The organism is Clostridium paraputrificum, from assembly GCF_900447045.1.
GTDB classification, from domain to species: domain Bacteria; phylum Bacillota; class Clostridia; order Clostridiales; family Clostridiaceae; genus Clostridium; species Clostridium paraputrificum.
Genome location: NZ_UAWH01000014.1, coordinates 1,187,296 through 1,203,709, shown reverse-complemented (window position 1 = coordinate 1,203,709; position 16,414 = coordinate 1,187,296). Strand labels below are relative to the sequence as shown.

The 16,414-nt window shown below is 29.8% G+C and carries 14 protein-coding genes; all 14 read right to left on the bottom strand.

Features of this window, described 5'->3' with window-relative positions:
• Window positions 1-46: 46 nt before the first annotated feature.
• The 14 genes from DR024_RS10670 to DR024_RS10600 all read right to left on the bottom strand — a co-directional run bounded on the left by DR024_RS10670 (window position 47) and on the right by DR024_RS10600 (window position 16,200).
• Window positions 47-1,312, bottom strand: coding sequence for an ABC transporter substrate-binding protein (locus DR024_RS10670; protein WP_027097978.1), 1,266 nt, complete (start codon window positions 1,310-1,312; stop codon window positions 47-49).
• Window positions 1,313-1,330: 18 nt separating this feature from the next.
• Window positions 1,331-2,626 carry an MBL fold metallo-hydrolase gene (locus DR024_RS10665; RefSeq protein WP_065254667.1) on the bottom strand — a complete coding sequence of 432 codons (1,296 nt, stop codon included), beginning with the start codon at window positions 2,624-2,626 and terminating at the stop codon, window positions 1,331-1,333.
• Complete coding sequence (locus DR024_RS10660) at window positions 2,610-3,428, bottom strand: carbohydrate ABC transporter permease (protein WP_027097980.1); 819 nt, start codon at window positions 3,426-3,428, stop codon at window positions 2,610-2,612. The genes DR024_RS10665 and DR024_RS10660 overlap by 17 nt, the downstream gene beginning before the upstream one ends.
• Window positions 3,429-3,436: 8 nt before the next feature.
• Window positions 3,437-4,318, bottom strand: coding sequence for a carbohydrate ABC transporter permease (locus DR024_RS10655; protein ID WP_027097981.1), 882 nt, complete (start codon window positions 4,316-4,318; stop codon window positions 3,437-3,439).
• 1 nt (window position 4,319) lies between these two features.
• On the bottom strand, window positions 4,320-5,390 hold the full coding sequence (locus DR024_RS10650) for an ABC transporter ATP-binding protein (RefSeq protein ID WP_027097982.1): 1,071 nt from the start codon (window positions 5,388-5,390) through the stop codon (window positions 4,320-4,322).
• A gap of 487 nt (window positions 5,391-5,877) precedes the next feature.
• Window positions 5,878-6,342: a hypothetical protein gene (locus DR024_RS10645; RefSeq protein ID WP_055183776.1), complete on the bottom strand. Its 465-nt coding sequence runs from the start codon at window positions 6,340-6,342 to the stop codon at window positions 5,878-5,880.
• Between the two features lie 357 nt (window positions 6,343-6,699).
• A complete protein-coding gene (locus DR024_RS10635) occupies window positions 6,700-7,506 on the bottom strand; it encodes a MurR/RpiR family transcriptional regulator (RefSeq protein ID WP_055254294.1) in 807 nt (268 codons plus the stop codon).
• 91 nt (window positions 7,507-7,597) lie between these two features.
• Window positions 7,598-9,157 carry a PTS transporter subunit EIIC gene (locus DR024_RS10630; protein WP_027097985.1) on the bottom strand — a complete coding sequence of 520 codons (1,560 nt, stop codon included), beginning with the start codon at window positions 9,155-9,157 and terminating at the stop codon, window positions 7,598-7,600.
• A 25-nt stretch (window positions 9,158-9,182) separates the two neighbouring features.
• Window positions 9,183-10,511 carry a family 4 glycosyl hydrolase gene (locus DR024_RS10625; RefSeq protein WP_111918760.1) on the bottom strand — a complete coding sequence of 443 codons (1,329 nt, stop codon included), beginning with the start codon at window positions 10,509-10,511 and terminating at the stop codon, window positions 9,183-9,185.
• A 253-nt stretch (window positions 10,512-10,764) separates the two neighbouring features.
• Window positions 10,765-11,175 (bottom strand): universal stress protein, encoded by a 411-nt coding sequence (locus tag DR024_RS10620; RefSeq protein WP_111918758.1) that lies wholly within the window; start codon window positions 11,173-11,175, stop codon window positions 10,765-10,767.
• Window positions 11,176-11,406: 231 nt separating this feature from the next.
• Window positions 11,407-12,096 (bottom strand): LiaF transmembrane domain-containing protein, encoded by a 690-nt coding sequence (locus tag DR024_RS10615; RefSeq protein ID WP_027097988.1) that lies wholly within the window; start codon window positions 12,094-12,096, stop codon window positions 11,407-11,409.
• A 1-nt stretch (window position 12,097) separates the two neighbouring features.
• Window positions 12,098-12,553, bottom strand: coding sequence for a LytTR family DNA-binding domain-containing protein (locus tag DR024_RS10610; RefSeq protein WP_055254296.1), 456 nt, complete (start codon window positions 12,551-12,553; stop codon window positions 12,098-12,100).
• 198 nt (window positions 12,554-12,751) lie between these two features.
• Window positions 12,752-13,465 (bottom strand): DUF5131 family protein, encoded by a 714-nt coding sequence (locus DR024_RS10605; protein ID WP_055254298.1) that lies wholly within the window; start codon window positions 13,463-13,465, stop codon window positions 12,752-12,754.
• Window positions 13,466-13,482: 17 nt separating this feature from the next.
• Window positions 13,483-16,200, bottom strand: coding sequence for an AAA domain-containing protein (locus DR024_RS10600; RefSeq protein ID WP_111918756.1), 2,718 nt, complete (start codon window positions 16,198-16,200; stop codon window positions 13,483-13,485).
• Window positions 16,201-16,414: the final 214 nt, after the last annotated feature.

The window sequence follows — 16,414 nt, the reverse complement described above, 5'->3', positions numbered from 1 at the left end:
TATTTACAAAAGGGCTGTATCTCTATTGATACAGCCCTAAATTATTCTATTCCCAGATTGATTTTAAAGTAGTCTTAAATCCTTCTAATGTCTTAGTTACATCTGCATTGCTTGGATTAGCTAATACAGTTTCCATTACTGTACCTGCTTCACGGTATGCAGCATCTGCACCTGAAACAACTGGATTAGTGTAAAGATTCTTAGTTGCATCTGAAAGTATTGGAGCTATTAAGCTTCCTGACTTTTTGTACTCTTCTGAATCAATAGCACTTTGTCTTACTGGCATGTATCCAGTTTCAGAAGCCCAAGTAATTTGGTTTTCTTTAGTTGTTAAGAACTTTAAGAACATGTATGCTGCAGTCTTTTGTTCAGCTGTAGCACTTGAGAACACATATAAATCTGTTCCTTGTTGTAATGAAGCACTTGTTGGGTATGGAGCAGCTGCTACTTCAAACTTATCACCAACACCTTGTTTAACAAAGTTTTCACCAGCATTTGAACCAACGTACATAGCTACAGTTCCATTACCAAATGGTCCTGATAAATAGTTGTCTGTTCCTGCAATTCTGAAGTAACCTTCCTTAACTCCTTCTAAGTAGTAGTTAAGAGCCTTAGCTGATGCTTCACTTGTTACATCAAAGCTTGAATCGAAAGTTTTTCCTTCAGTCTTTAAGAAAGTTGTATAGTAAGTGTTTAATGAATCAAATCCAGCACCAGCTATACCCTTCTTTTCTTTTATAGTCTTAGCAACTTGAACTAATTCGTCATAAGTAGTTGGAGCCTTTAATCCTAGTTCATCAAGTAAAGTCTTGTTGTACCATAAAACTTCTGTAGACTTGTTGAAAGGCATTCCATAGATCTTTCCATCTATTTTAGCTGCTTCTCTGAAACTTGGTAATATATCTTCATAGTTATCAAACTTTAAAGTTTCATTTTCAATATATGGAGTTAAATCTGTAACTAAGTTATCCTTTATTGGATTGAACATCCAGTCAGGATATGCTTGAGTCATTGTTGGTAAATCCTTAGGACTTGCAACTGTTGCTGTTATCTTTTGTTGTAAATCCTTATAGCTTGATTGGTTTTGTAAAGTTACCTTTATGTTTGGATTTTCTGCCATAAACTTTTCAGTTAAGCTTGTAAGAGATTTTTCTAAATCTCCATTCATGGCATGCCAGAAAGTAATTTCTACTGGCTCTTTAATTTCAGTTACGATATCTGCGCTTGATGTGTCATTTCCTTTTGATCCACATCCAACCATAGCAGCAGACATAAATACTAGACCTAAAGCTAATAATCTTTTAAATTTCATGCTCTTCCCTCCGCATAGTTATATTGTTTGTTTTTTCTCTGGTAATAGTCTATCGCCATTTTCATTATAAAGTTTCTCTGGACGATATGAATGTATAGGCACTAAAAGCTTAGGCTTAATTAAGTTAATTATCTTAATCAAGTCATTTGGATGAGCATGACCACTACAAGAAGTTCTGACAAATTCAATTTTGTGTGATTCAAGATTGTCTATGAACTTTTCATAAGCTGGATCAAAATCACCTAATGGAACAGCATTCGAGTGAATATAAATTCCACCTTCCTTAAGTTTATCTATATGTTCTAAGGCAAGAGTATCTAATTGCCAGAAGAAATCACCTTGGTCATTTAAAAGGGTCTCAAAATCAATTTTATAAACTGCATCTAATCCATAATCTTTATCATCTAATTGATAGTAATATGATTGATATCCTGTTGCTTCTTTAACTACATAAGAATAATAAGCATCTAAAACAACCTTTCTTGGATTAGTTTCTATTATCTTTTTAATTCTTTCAATATTAGAAATATAATAATTAAAAGTTATTTGTTTATCTGGATTGTTCTTAACAATTTCATTAATCTTATCTAATAATTCTGGTTCATTAGATATTTCTTTATCACTTACATCTTCATCAAACTCTTGGAATGATACTGAAACACCTTCAATTAAAAGAACATCACAGCCTTCGCTTTCCTTACAGAAGTTTAATGTATCATTTTCTCTATATCCATGTAATCTAATATCACCAGTGTAAGATATAACTAAATCAGGAGTTTTTATAAGTAAGCCACAAGCTCCATAAGCATCATGGTCAACAGGCATTACCTTTACTTCAATTTCTCCAACTTTTATTACTTCATTTTCCTTAACACCAATTATGTCTCTTGTATTCTTTCCTTCTTTAACATGAAGTGGGAATAAGAAATCATCCTTAATATTTAAAGTGTTTAATAAAGACTTTGTTCCTTCTAATGTATATAAAGGAATTGAAGGATTTAAATAGTTAACTATCTTTGAATGGTCTAAGTGAACATGTGATAGGAATACCGCTGTATTCTTAAAACTATCTTCCTTTGATTCATATCCCTTTAAAGGAATTCTTGGGTCATACATATTGTTTAAATAAGGAACTAATCCTTCATCTAATAATCCTTGTAAGTCTGTTGGTTGCACTGGTGCCTTTGGGTTATATTCACTACCAAAGTCAAAGAAGATATGACTATCTTCATATGCAATTTCTATAATTGTTCCACCTATAGTTAAAATACCATTGTGGAAAGTAATCTTAGTTTTCTTATCCTTTAACGCCACTCTTAACAACTCCTCTAATTATCTGCTTTCTAAATACTAAATATAAAATTAGTATTGGAACTATAGCTATAGTTGAAGCAGCCATTTGTAATTGAACATTTGTACCACTTTCAGTAGCAAATGCACTTAATCCGTTACTTAATAATCTCATTTCCTTACTATTTGTAACTAGTATTGGCCATAGGAATGAATTCCACCCATTAATGAAGCTTAATATTCCCATTGTGAATAAAGCTGGCTTACCTAATGGAACTAAAATTCTTCTTATGAACTCTAAATCTCCACATCCATCTACCTTTGCTGCCTTATAATAAGATATTGGAATACTAGTTAAATACTCTTTTAGATAGAATATATAAAAGACACTTGCAAGTGATGGAACTATTAAAGCTGTGTATGTATTTAATAATCCAAATTGTGCAATTGTTTGATAATTTGTAAATACTGTAACTTCATATGGAACCATTAATAATGCTGCCATAACTAAAACTAAAAGATTCTTAAATCTAAATTCTAACTTTACTAAAGCAAAAGCTGCTAAAACTGAAGTTAAAACTGTACCTATTGTTGATATTCCTGAAACTAAAATTGTATTAAAGAAATATCTAACAAATGGTGCTTGCTTCATTGCTTCTGAAAAATTGCTCCAGTTGAACTTTTCAGGAATCAATGTTGGCGGTATACTTGTTGCCTCTTGATATGTCATGAAACTTGCTAGAATCATATATACAAAAGGAAATAACGTAATTAATGCCATTATAAGAATGAATGTTTTTGACAAAACTGAATTAAACTTTTTCATCTCTTCACCTACTTAGATATTCTTTTTAATATACGATTTTGAATTAATGTAAACAATAGAATTAGTATAAATAAGATAACTGCTGCTGCCATACCTTGACCATATCTATTTTCTACATAGAACTTATTAAAGATATAGAATACTGCTGTAGTTGCACTATCTGCTATACCTGCTTTTCCGTTGAATATAGAGAATACCTGTGCATATACCTTAAATGCATTAATGAAGTTAACCATTAATAAGAATGTAATAATTGGTATCATTTGAGGTAAAGTTATTCTGAAAAATTGTTGTCTCTTAGTTGCTCCAAACATATCTGCAACCTTGTAATAACTATCATCAATATTTCTTAAACCTGAAAGAAGTATTATTATATTAAATGCAAGTCCTGACCATATACCAAATATAATTAACGTAATCATACTCATAGATGGATCATCTAAGAAATTAAATGGTCCTACATTAAATAATCCTAATATATAGTTAACAAATCCATACTCTCCATTTAATAAAAATCTAAATACAATACCAACTGCTATAATACTTGTTAAGTAAGGTATAAAGAAAATTGTTTCAAACACATCTTTACGCTTAATCTTTTCATATATTGTAACTGCAATAAACATTGAAATAATTAATCCAACAGGTACAACAACAAAGGCATAAAGAGATGTATTACCTATTGCTGTATGGAATTTTGGATCTGATAATACTACTTCAAAGTTCTTAAATCCATTAAACTCTAAGCTATTTAATGTACCTTTTTGAAAGGCCATTATAAATGTTCTAATTAATGGGAATACGCTAAATACTCCTATTATTATTAAGGCAGGAAGTAAGAAAAACCATGCCTGTGGTGAATTCTCCGCTCTATACTTTAACTTTCTCATTTTAATACACTCTAACTCCATTCTCTTGGAATATGTATATACTATTGTAGTCAATTTCAAATCCTAACTCGTCTCCTTCTGATACATTACGAGTAATATCAGTAATTGACTTAGCATGTATACCATTAGCATTGAAATTTACTATACAATCTTTTCCTATTAATTCTATTGATTCAACCTTAGCCTTAAATAATGGATTTTCACTTAATTCAAAGTACTCTGGTCTAATCCCTACAAAGTACTTACTTTCATTTAATTCACCCTTGAATCTATCTTTATTTAGTAAACTTAAATCAATTGTAAAATCTTTTGCTTTAAGGGCATTCCCTTCCTTCTCCATTTCGAAGATGTTTATAATTGGGTTACCCATAAACTTTGCAACAAAAAGATTTGATGGTTCTAGGTAAAGATTTTGAGGAACATCAAATTGTTGTACTATACCTTCATTCATTAACACTATTCTGTCACTTATTGATAAAGCTTCTTCTTGGTCATGTGTAACGAATACAGTTGTTATACCAATTTCCTTTACAAGTCTTCTAATTTCTTCTCTAATCTTTAATCTTAATCTTGCATCTAAATTACTTAATGGTTCATCTAGTAAAAGAATCTTAGGATTTTGAACTAGTGCTCTTGTAATTGCAACTCTTTGTTGTTGTCCACCAGACATTTCCCCTGGTTTTTTATTAGCAAGCTCTTCTATACTTGTTACCTTCATATATTTTCTTGCTATTTCCTCAGCCTCTTTTTTAGGCATCTTTTTATTTCCAACTGTAAGAGGGAACATAACATTTTCTAAGACAGTCATATGTGGATATAATGCATAGTTTTGGAATACTAAGCCTATATTTCTATCCTTAGGATGCTTATCAATAACTGATTCCTTGTCAAACTTGATATCTCCATCTGTTGGATCTAATAATCCAGCTAATAAATTAAGGATTGTAGTTTTCCCACAACCACTTGGTCCTAATAAACAAATAAGTTCACCGTCGTTAATTTCGAGATTAATGCTTTTTAAAGCTTCATAACCGTTGTTATAAACTTTTTTTAGATTTTCAATCTGTATCATGTTTCACCTCTAGTAATTTTTAGTTTTCTTTAAGTCTTCCTAGTATGCTTGTAAAATATCATAAAAACTTGTTACCGATTTGTAACAGTTCTACTCATAATATACTAAATTCATCATACTTTTACAAGATTATATCTGTTATTTTAACATTTTATAATTATTATTTAACTAATTAATAACATTAATACACTTTTTCCGACAAATGCCCACTTCTTTTAATAAATTTATAATTCTTTAATAATTTTAAGTAGCACATATAGATGTTATTTACCAAATAATACTTGTCTGTATACCACATATTGATTAATTAGTATACACTAATCAATCACCTCTCCCAACTTTTATACTTTTTTATAACCTTTAGTATATGAAGTTAATTTTTTTTAATTCAAAAATAAAAAGAAACTAAAATCAAACTTAATATTAGTTTCTTCAAAAAAATAATATATTCATATTTTATTCATATTTTTTATATTCTCATTACTTTCTAACAGAACTTTTCACATCTATCTCCCACTTGTTTAACCCTTTTCTCAATTAAATTTTTGGGTCTTAACCTCAACAACTGTATATCATCACTTTCATTTATTTCGTTTAATATCTCCATAACTAATGATAAATATCTGTTTTTAGGATTTTCTTCCCTTCTTCTTTCAACTATAGATATAAGGCTTGACCACAATACATATTCTGCCCCTTCATAGGTTGTTTTATATTTTGAATCAATTGTTTCTAATAAATGTCTTGCATCTACCTTTCTTCTTACTCTTAATACAGTATGAATAGTTGAACAATTTATCCAAATAAGTCCTCTACTATCTGTTTTACCATAATTTATTGCATTAGTAATCTTCTTAACAGTAGTTTTATCTAAATCCTTTGCTCTTTCAGGCATCTTATAGTTTATACCTCTTATATCAGAACTAAATACAATCACACTCTTATTATTCATAATATACCATCTTATTATAAATGCTTGTTAGTTCTGCCATTACCTCTTCAGTACCATTCTCTTTACATACATCAGGATGAATCTCTTTTACTATTACCTTATACAATTTCATACATATTACCCCCTCATTAATATATATGAAATAATCTTAACTATTTTTCATACAAACCCCACACAAAAAAAAAGAAACTGCAAAAATCTAATATAATTGCTATGATGAACTATTCCCATTTGATCTGTTTCATAATAATGTGCTTTATGTTCATATGTAACTATTTCCACCCTTATACAAACCCTTTTCTATTATTCTTATATTTTACCACACTTTATAAAAAAGCTAGAAAACGCCAAGTTGTATCAACTAGTATATAGGTATACACAATAAATATATAATATATCTACAATGCTATTTAGTGCATGATCTTGAATAATTGATGTTTGAAACTCCTCCATTTTTAAAGTACTTACTAATAATCTAATTTCTCTAAAAGAATTCTTAATTTCATTTTGTGATGTAATCCAAATTATCTTTATATTCTTTTCTTTTAAAAGTTTATTTATTTGCTTAATATGTCGTGTTGTTCCAGAAAATGATATAATTACTGCAATATCATCCTCACTCATACTTTCTATTGCAAGTATCTGGCTTTTTAAAGTTGGAAACGAATAAGCAGTCTTATTTAACCTTGTAAATTTTTCGCTGAAATTTTTAGCAACAATATTAGAAAAAGAGCTGCCAAAGACATAAATCCCCTTAGCTTCTTCAATCCAGTGAACAGCTTTAATCAGCTTCTTTTCATCAATAAGTTCTTTTGTTTCTACAAATGACTTATTAAGTGCCTTAAAATACCCATTCAATATAGAATTACTATTCCTATTTTCTTTACCACTTTTAACACTTCTATTGCTTATCTCATCCTGAAGAAACTCATTATAAACAATAACATCCTCTTTTAACTCCTTAAAGCTTGAATTATTAACCCTTTTGCAAAACCTTGTTATTGTAGAAGGTGAGGTGTTACATGCTTTTGCAATATCAAATATAGTCATGTTAGGTATTATTTCATGGTTATGTAAAATGTACTGTGCTATATAGCTATCTGTAGAAGAATACTCTGTTATTTCTTCTACACATCTTTTTAAGTTAGAAAAAAATGAATACATACCTTCCTCCATTTATCTATCTATAACTATTAAATATATATTATAATACAAAAATATAGGATAGCATAAACTACCCTATATCTTTATGTAATTATTCAATACCTAAATATTCTCTCATTTCAGTTTTATAAACAGAAGCTTTATTACCATAAATAATTTGTACACCTTGAGCAACCTTAACTATTCCATTAGCAGATAATTCGTTTTTGAAATACTCATCTTTTTCTATTACCGAGGTGTCTTTTAGTGTTAAGCGTAATCTAGTAAAACATGCTTCTACTTTTAAAATATTATCTTTGCCACCAACAGCTTCTACTATTCTAGGAATTAAATCTCCTGTATTACTTTCACTTACTGCATTTTCTTCTACATCTACAACTTCTCTTCCAGGGGTTTTTAAATTGAATTTAATAATTACAAATTTGAATACATAATAGTAAACTGCAAAATAGACTATTCCAAGTATAGGTAACCAATACCAGTTAGATCCCTTATCCGCATTTAATATTCCATTGAATATCCATGATAATAATGGTCCTCCAAAGGCTGATGGTCCTGCTACATTAAATTGAACTATATATGTTAATACATAAGCTATTCCTGACAATAAAGCATGAACTCCAAATAGCATAGGTGCTACGAAAAGGAAACTATACTCTAGTGGTTCAGTAATTCCCATAAGTGCACAAGGTATAACTGCTGCTATCATAAGAGATGCTACTTTCTTTCTATTTTCCTTCTTTGCAGTCTTATATATTGCAAGTGCCGCACCTGTTAAACCAAACATAGCAAATAATACTTTACCATTCATTACATATCTACTTATATTAATATCAAACATAGCACCAGGGGTATTTAATATTGCATTATATATATTTACAGCTCCCTCTACTGTTTGACCTCCAATTTCCATTACACCACCAAGAGATGTAAAGAAGAATGGAAGATATATAAAGTGATGTAACCCAAAAGGCAATAACATACGCTCTGCAAATCCGTATACAAATGCTCCAAACACACCTGTTGAATTAATAAATTCAGAAGATAGCTCTAAAGCATTTTGTATAGGAGGAAATATAAACGATAACCCAATACCTACAAAACTAGAAACTATAATTGTAATTGCAGGTATAAAACGTGTTCCATTAAAGATACCTAATACTGGAGGTAATTGTATCTTATAATACTTATTATGAAGATAACTTACTATAAGACCAATTATAATACCACCAAATACACCAGTATCTAAAGTAGTTACACCTAAAATTGCTTTTTGCCCAGTTATTAAATTGCTTGTATCTATAACACCTCTAGCAATTAAAAAACTTCCCATTATTGTATTCATTGTCATATATCCTAAGAAACCTGATAATGCTGCTGTAGCTTTTTCAGACTTAGCATATCCATACGCAATACATATAGCAAAAATAATTGAAATATTATTATTTACAACGTTACCTGCATCCTTCATTAATTGGAATATAAGAGAAAAGAAACTATTCCCTAAAAAAGGTGCAACTTCAACTAAGCTAGCATTTGTAAATGCACTACCAACACCAACAAGAATACCTGAAATAGGTAAAAGTAAAACAGGTGCCATTAGAACTTTACCTAGTTTTTGAAATGAGCTAAATATTTTTTTCTTATCCATGAAAATCCCCCTTATCTTTCGTTCTTTATTTTAATGTTGGCCAATAATCACCGTTTGCCTCAATTAAGTCATCTAAAATTTTTCTTGCAACTGTTGTAGATGGTACTGTTTTGTTTATAGCTATAGCTTGTAATGCTTTATCATAAGAATTTTCAAAATAAGCATCTACAGCTAATTTTTCTGAAGCTAATTGATTTTCCATCATTCCTTTATGGAAGGTTGGTATTGCAGGAATTGACACTGGCTCTGGCCCCCATGAACGTATATATGCTGGTACTTCTACCATTGCATCTGCTGGCATATTAGGGATAGCTCCATTATTTTCTACAATTACTAAGAAACGTTCTCCCTTATTGTATGCAATAGATGAAGCTGCATCAACTATAAAATCGCCAAATACTGTAAACTCTTGTAATGGACTCTTGTAGCTTTCTGGTGACTCTAAATATTTCTTGTGTTCTGCAAACATTTCTTGTTCACGTCCTTCTATAACCATATCTGCTCTTGTACGATTTATATCCATTTTGGCTACCATTTCTGATGAATATAAATAGTATTGAAGATAGCTGTTTGGTAAGAAGTCAGGATAATCCTTAACTATCTCTGCATATTGCTTCCATGTTTTTTGCCAATCCTTATCTTTATGATGCTTATCACTGCAAGCTGTCATACCAGAAGTTAATATCATTTCTCTTAATTCTGGTAAACGATCCTTTCCTTCTTTATCATATAAAGCTGTGAACCACCCAAAGTGATTTAATCCAAAATAACATGGATCTAGTGATTGCCAGCTATCTAAGCCTAACATCTTAGAGTAAGATAACAGAATTGCTGTTGGCATATCACATATATTTAGTATTCTTTCATTATTGAACTCTCTTCTTGTAGCCTCTGCAACAACTGCTGCTGGGTTTGAATAATTCAAAATCCAACAATTTGGAGAATACTTTTTTGCCATTTTTATGATATGAATTATAGCTGGAATTGAACGCATTCCATAAGAAATTGATCCTCCAGGACCACAAGTCTCTTGCCCAACTACTCCATATTTTAATGGAATCTTTTCATCTGAACTTCTTAACTTTAATCCACCTTGACGAATTTGAGCAAATACAAAATCTATATCTGTATAAGCTTCTTCTTCGTCTGTTGTAACTACAACCTCAAGACCTGGATAAGTTTCATTAATGAATTGCTTCATGATATCATATACTAAATTTAATCTCTTTTCATCGATATCAAATAAAGCTAATTTTCTTAAAGGAAATTCATCCTTCTTTTGTAATAAACTTTGAATTATTCCTGGTGTGTGTGTGCTTCCTGCACCTACTATAACTACTGCATTTTTCTTCATATACATACCTCTTTTCTGTAAATGTTTTCTTTGGATGTCTATAATATATCACCTTACAGAAAAAAGATTTAAAAATTTCATTTTATGAAATTTTTTATTATCTAAATTGAAGTTATAATAACTATAAAAAGTAGAGTATGTATTTATTTTGCTTGTTCCGTCGCTATGCTCCAAAGTCACATCAAAACAAATAACCACCCACTCATACTAAAGATAAGGAAATTAAAAAAGAGGTTGCGTGAACAACCTCTTTTTATTCTGGGACTATCATCACTACACATTTAGCTCCTTTTACTACATGTGATGTTGTTGATCCTATCATTCTTATTAATGCACTCTTAGTTGACTTAGTCATTATTATTACATTTGTTTTATCTTCTTTTGCTTTCTTTAATATTTCATCTCCTGCATATCCAAAGGTAAAGTATGTTGATATGGAATATCCCTGCATTCTTCCAGCTGCTTTATCAAGTATTTGTTGTCCAATTTCCTGAGCATCCTTAAGCTCTTCAGCTACTGCCATACCATTAATAAAAACTAACTCTTTAACATTCATTAGGGTAATGTGAACTGAATCCTTAGGAAATATACCTTTAATAAAATCTAGAGAATGCATACTCCTTTCAGTTCCATCAACAGGTATTAAAACTCTCTTCATTTCCATAAATATCTCTCCCTTCAAAATATTATCTGTTTAAATATATAATTCTATATTGCTATATAAAATTCCTTTTAGAATTTGAACTTTGCATAAAAAAGGTGGAGTGGATATTTATTTTGTTTGTTCCGTCTCTACGCTCCAAGTCACATGGAAACAAATATCCCCCCCACGCGTACTAAAGGTAAGGAAATTAAAAAAGCTACCCCTAATTTCTTAGAAGTAGCTTTATTACCTTTAAATATAAATTATTTCTATACCAGAGAAACTAACATTTCCAACTAAAGTTAATATATTTTCTCCATTACCTATTCCTTTATTCTTTTCATCTATTCCACCTAAAGATACATTTGCATTGCTAACAACAGTCCATGTTTTAGGCACATATAATTCTACACCAGCAAAGTTAACATCTAACCTTACAATGGCTTTTCCACCATTTAGCTTTGCATTATCAAAATATACTGTACTACCACCAAAATTACATTTTAGATCTACTTGTTCTAATGAGTCAGAATTTACATATTTAGTACTGCCAGAAAATAAAGTTTCCAACTTAATATGACTATCATCTTCTACATCAATAACATTACAATCATAATCATAGTTTCTACCATACCATTTCTTTTTCTTAGGGAATATAATTGATAGCCCTATACTTCCTAATGTTGCAGCAATTAATACTGTCCATGGAGTAATTGCAGTAATTCCAAGCTGATCATCAAAAAGTATTCCTATAAATGCTAATGGAAATAGAATGCCTGCAAAATTCATCTTAAATACACTTTTTATAATAATTGCAACTAAAAATACTGTAGCAACTAAACTAAACAAATTAACGCCTGCAAAATATCCAAGCTTACTAACAACTAAGACTATTCCAGCTATTACAAGAAATAGACCCCAAAAAACTCTTTCCTTTTTCATTTTATCTCCTCATTTCTAATAACTTAATTTTTAATGGTTTATAATAATATCTTGAAACATAAACCTTTTTATGTGTGTTCTTAAATTCAACAAGACTTGAGGATGTAAGATTTCTAGTTATGGAATAAATATAATTTACATTTAGTATTGTTGATTTGGAAACCCTCATAAAATTATTAGGCAATATTCCCTCTAGCTCATAAAGCTTATATTTAACCTCATAAACATTATTTAATGTGTGTGCACTAATACTTGTTTCTTCTGTTTCAAAAAACAATATTTCATCTAAAGATATATAAAACTGTGTATTATCTTTGTAGAATATTATTCTATTCTTTTTAGATAAAGCATCTTTAATTGCACTTTGAAGATTTTGTATATCTTCATTTAAATTAGCACATCTTATGATAACTTCATCATCTTGAATATTCTCATCAACTTCAATCCTTATTTTCATCTCCTCACACTCCACAATATAAATTATAACTTATGGTATCTTTTTGTAAACAAAAGTAAAACAAGTGGTAATTTTTCAAAAGTAAGTGGTAATTTTTTTACTCTAAACACAAAAAGTATGATAGATATTTATTCCCTTCGCACTAAAGGTAAGGAAATAATAAAAAACTACCTCTAATTTTAGAAGTAGTTTATATTTCTAAGTTGCTTTATAATCTATATTAGCTAATTTGGCTTGTTTACATAAATCCTTTACCTGCAGCTTATATAATTTTTTATCCTTAATAAAGTGTGTGCCACACTGTCTAAATTCAAAGTTCACATTTGCGTCCATACATTGATTTCTAATATTAAGAACCCAATCATAATCTAATGGTCTTGAATTATAATCAGACTCTCCTCCAACTACAACAAGTTCAATATCTTTTAAATATTTTTCAATATGTATTTCTTCCAGTAGTGGCTGGGCAGTAATACATTTGTGCTTTGCAGGGAAATCCCTAAAAATTGAAAGCTTATAATCTACATTCTTCTGGTTTTCAACAGTACAACAAACTACTACATTATCATACCCTTCATTCCAATCATCAGGAATACAATCCTTAAATCTATCTATTCTTTTAGTTAGAAATAAGAAAGTTAAATCACTTCTTTCTTTTATCATATTCCAGCACTCATCTCTCCAAGGATCACCTTCTTCAATAAAGAAGTCTGATGAAAAACATAGATATACTATTCCTGACTTAATCTTATAAGTTCCATTTTTTAATTTCTCTATAGGCTTATAAAAATCTTTTGTTTTAACTATTTTACTAGTATCTACTTTTCTTTTATAATCTCCCTTATGAATATAACAAAACTTGCATCCATCACTGCACTTTTTACATCCACGCCAAGGATTCCACATAGCCATATTATTCACCTCTTATCCTAAGATATTAATGCTTCTCTTATCCTCTTTTCTTCATCACTACCATTAGTCTTCAACCTTAAATAAGGAATCTCATACTTTTCCAAAACAGAATTCTTAATATTATCACGTTCTAGCTGAACTTCATTTTCATCATGATACTTAAAGCCATCAACCTCAATAACTAAAATAGGTGATTTATCAAGCTTATTAAACAATATAAAATCCACATGAGTATTAATATTTTCTACATAGCTTTTCTCTCTATCATTAAGTAAGGAAGTATCCCTTATTAAGTTTCTCAAAGGATAATGCATATCATAACCTATGCTTAAATATTTCTCATCCTCCAAAATACCATCTAATAAATTTACCATAAGATTTTCAGAATCATACCTTGACTTATTTGTGTTTTTTAATAACTCTAACCTTCTATCATTATAGGATTTATATAAATAATCAAAAATAGAGTTAACCTTGCTTTCCTTTATACACTCCACATTGTTGTAGCTAATATATCTAATTAAATCTCCAATATTGCTCTCAGTTTCAATAAACTCCTTATTTCCAGAAACCACAAGAATTAACCTATTAACAGCTCTAGAAACTGCAACATTAATTAAATTAGCATTTGAAATAAAGTCATTCATCTCATTAGAAACTGTAGATATTATAATGTTGTCCTTTTCTCTACCTTGAAACTTATGAACAGTGTCTGCTTCAATATCTAAATCACCAATATACTTTCTAATCTCATCAGCTTGAAGTCTATAGGGAGATATTATCCCTATGGATTCATTTAAATTTTGTAGGTTTTCCTTAGGAATTACCTCATCAAAGATAACATCAAGCTCTCTTTGATTAAACTTACCTCTAGCATGATTTCCCTCCACGGTTTTATAAACCATTAGAGGATTATCTATATTATTTTCAGTTAAAGGAATAAGCTCTCCGTTATAAAACTTCTCATTACAAAAGCCTATTATCTTTGGATTGCACCTGTAATGCTCCTTTAAAAGAGTATAAGGAACCTCTGGATACAAGGTTTTTATAGAAGTAAGAAGGCTCTTTTCACTATAATTATAAGCTTCATCTAAATCATAGCTATAAAACACCTCATTTGTTTTAACCTTCAAATCATCAGATACCACATTAGGCAATTGCTTCTCATCTCCAACAATTACAACATTCTTCCCACAAGATAAGGCTAAAGCTCCTGAAACAATATCCACTTGAGAGGATTCATCTATAATTACATAATCAAATAAATAGTTCTCCCCTATGGAATTTCTTAAGGAATGAGTGGTGCTTAAAATTACAGGATACTCCTTAACCACATCCCCAAAGTTTTTCCATAAATCATCCTTAGAAAACTTACTTCTTGCACTTTTGTTTCCCTTTCTTTTATACAAACTAGATTTAAATAACTTCATAGAAAGGTCAGTATACTCCTTCATCTTATCTTCAAACTTATATCTTTTTAGGGACTTGCTTATTTCAGTAATTCTTTTCTCACGCTCTTCAATTTTCATCTCATAATATAAGTTCTGTAATAATAAAACCACCTCTTCACTAGGGTTATCATAAAACTTAAAGGAATATATACCAAACTTAATTAAATACTTAACCTTATCTAAGGTAGTAAAATCCCCCTTATTCTCTATGTGATACTGGATATTATTCCATAAAGTAAGTATTCTATCTGGAGTTTTTCTATACAAGCTCCTATAAGGAAGTATATTAGGCTTTTCAGTAGAGCTTAAATAATGCTCCTTCTCCACTTTTATTCCATCTAGTTCTTCCTTTAGCTTTGCCAATTCATTTTTTCTATTTAGCATTTGGTTTAAATCCTTTTCTACCTGAAGTAGCTTGTTCTTAAGTTCCTTTTCATCACTAAAATTAAAGAACCACCCCTCCATAGAAGGATAAGCCCCATCTTGGCCATCTATAAATTTCTCTTTATTTTCTGTATTTCCAAGAAAGGCAGCTATAAAGCCAACACCATATTTATTAAGCTTTTCTATAACATTTGAGGTTGCAGAGTTATTGTTTGATACAACCCCTACAGTTTTATTATTAATTATTGCATTGGATATAATATTTAAAATTGTTTGAGTTTTACCTGTACCAGGAGGCCCCTCAATTATACTAATTTCACTATTTAGAGCCTTTTCTGTGCCCTCTTTTTGGCTTATATTAAAGCCAAAGGGATATATAAAACTATCATATTTTTTTCTTTCTTTTGGATTTTCACCATGAAGATATTTTGATAAAACACTATTAGGACTTATAAAATCCATCTTTTCATATTGTTTTTCTAGGAAATTTGTTTCCTCTATTTTTATTAGGGATGATAGATGCTTTAAATACTTGAAACAACTTTTAGATTTTGCACTGTCTAGAGATGACTTTTCTATCCTTATGTATCTTTTTTCATAGGTTTCAGTGTAATCATTTTTAAAAAAGAGTTTTATATATTCATTAAAATCTAGGATTTTTAATGCTCCATTTCTTGGTTCTCCTTTGTGGAATACTACATTAGATTTGCAATCTATTTCTGTAGGATCTTTAAACCATTGGACATTGTTGTAGTTGTAGGTATATGATTTTTCGTTTGTATATGTAATTTTACGCTCCCACGTATCCTTATAATCATTTATCCATTGTATCTTTTGAGTTTTATCTTCAAATTCTCCATTTTTATTTTTGACCATTATTAAGTTTTTGTTTATATCCACAGCATTTCTCCTTAATATAGACTTTATATGTATATTTTACCATTTTAATTTATATTCTACTATACAGTATTATTGATGGAATTAGAGTCTATCCAAATGAAATATTTTTATTATAGGTTTTACTTATGATTACCATATTTTTTTGATATTATATTTTTTTCATATGTAGCTATATAATCAAATTGTAGACATTGTTAAAAAATAAACTATTTTA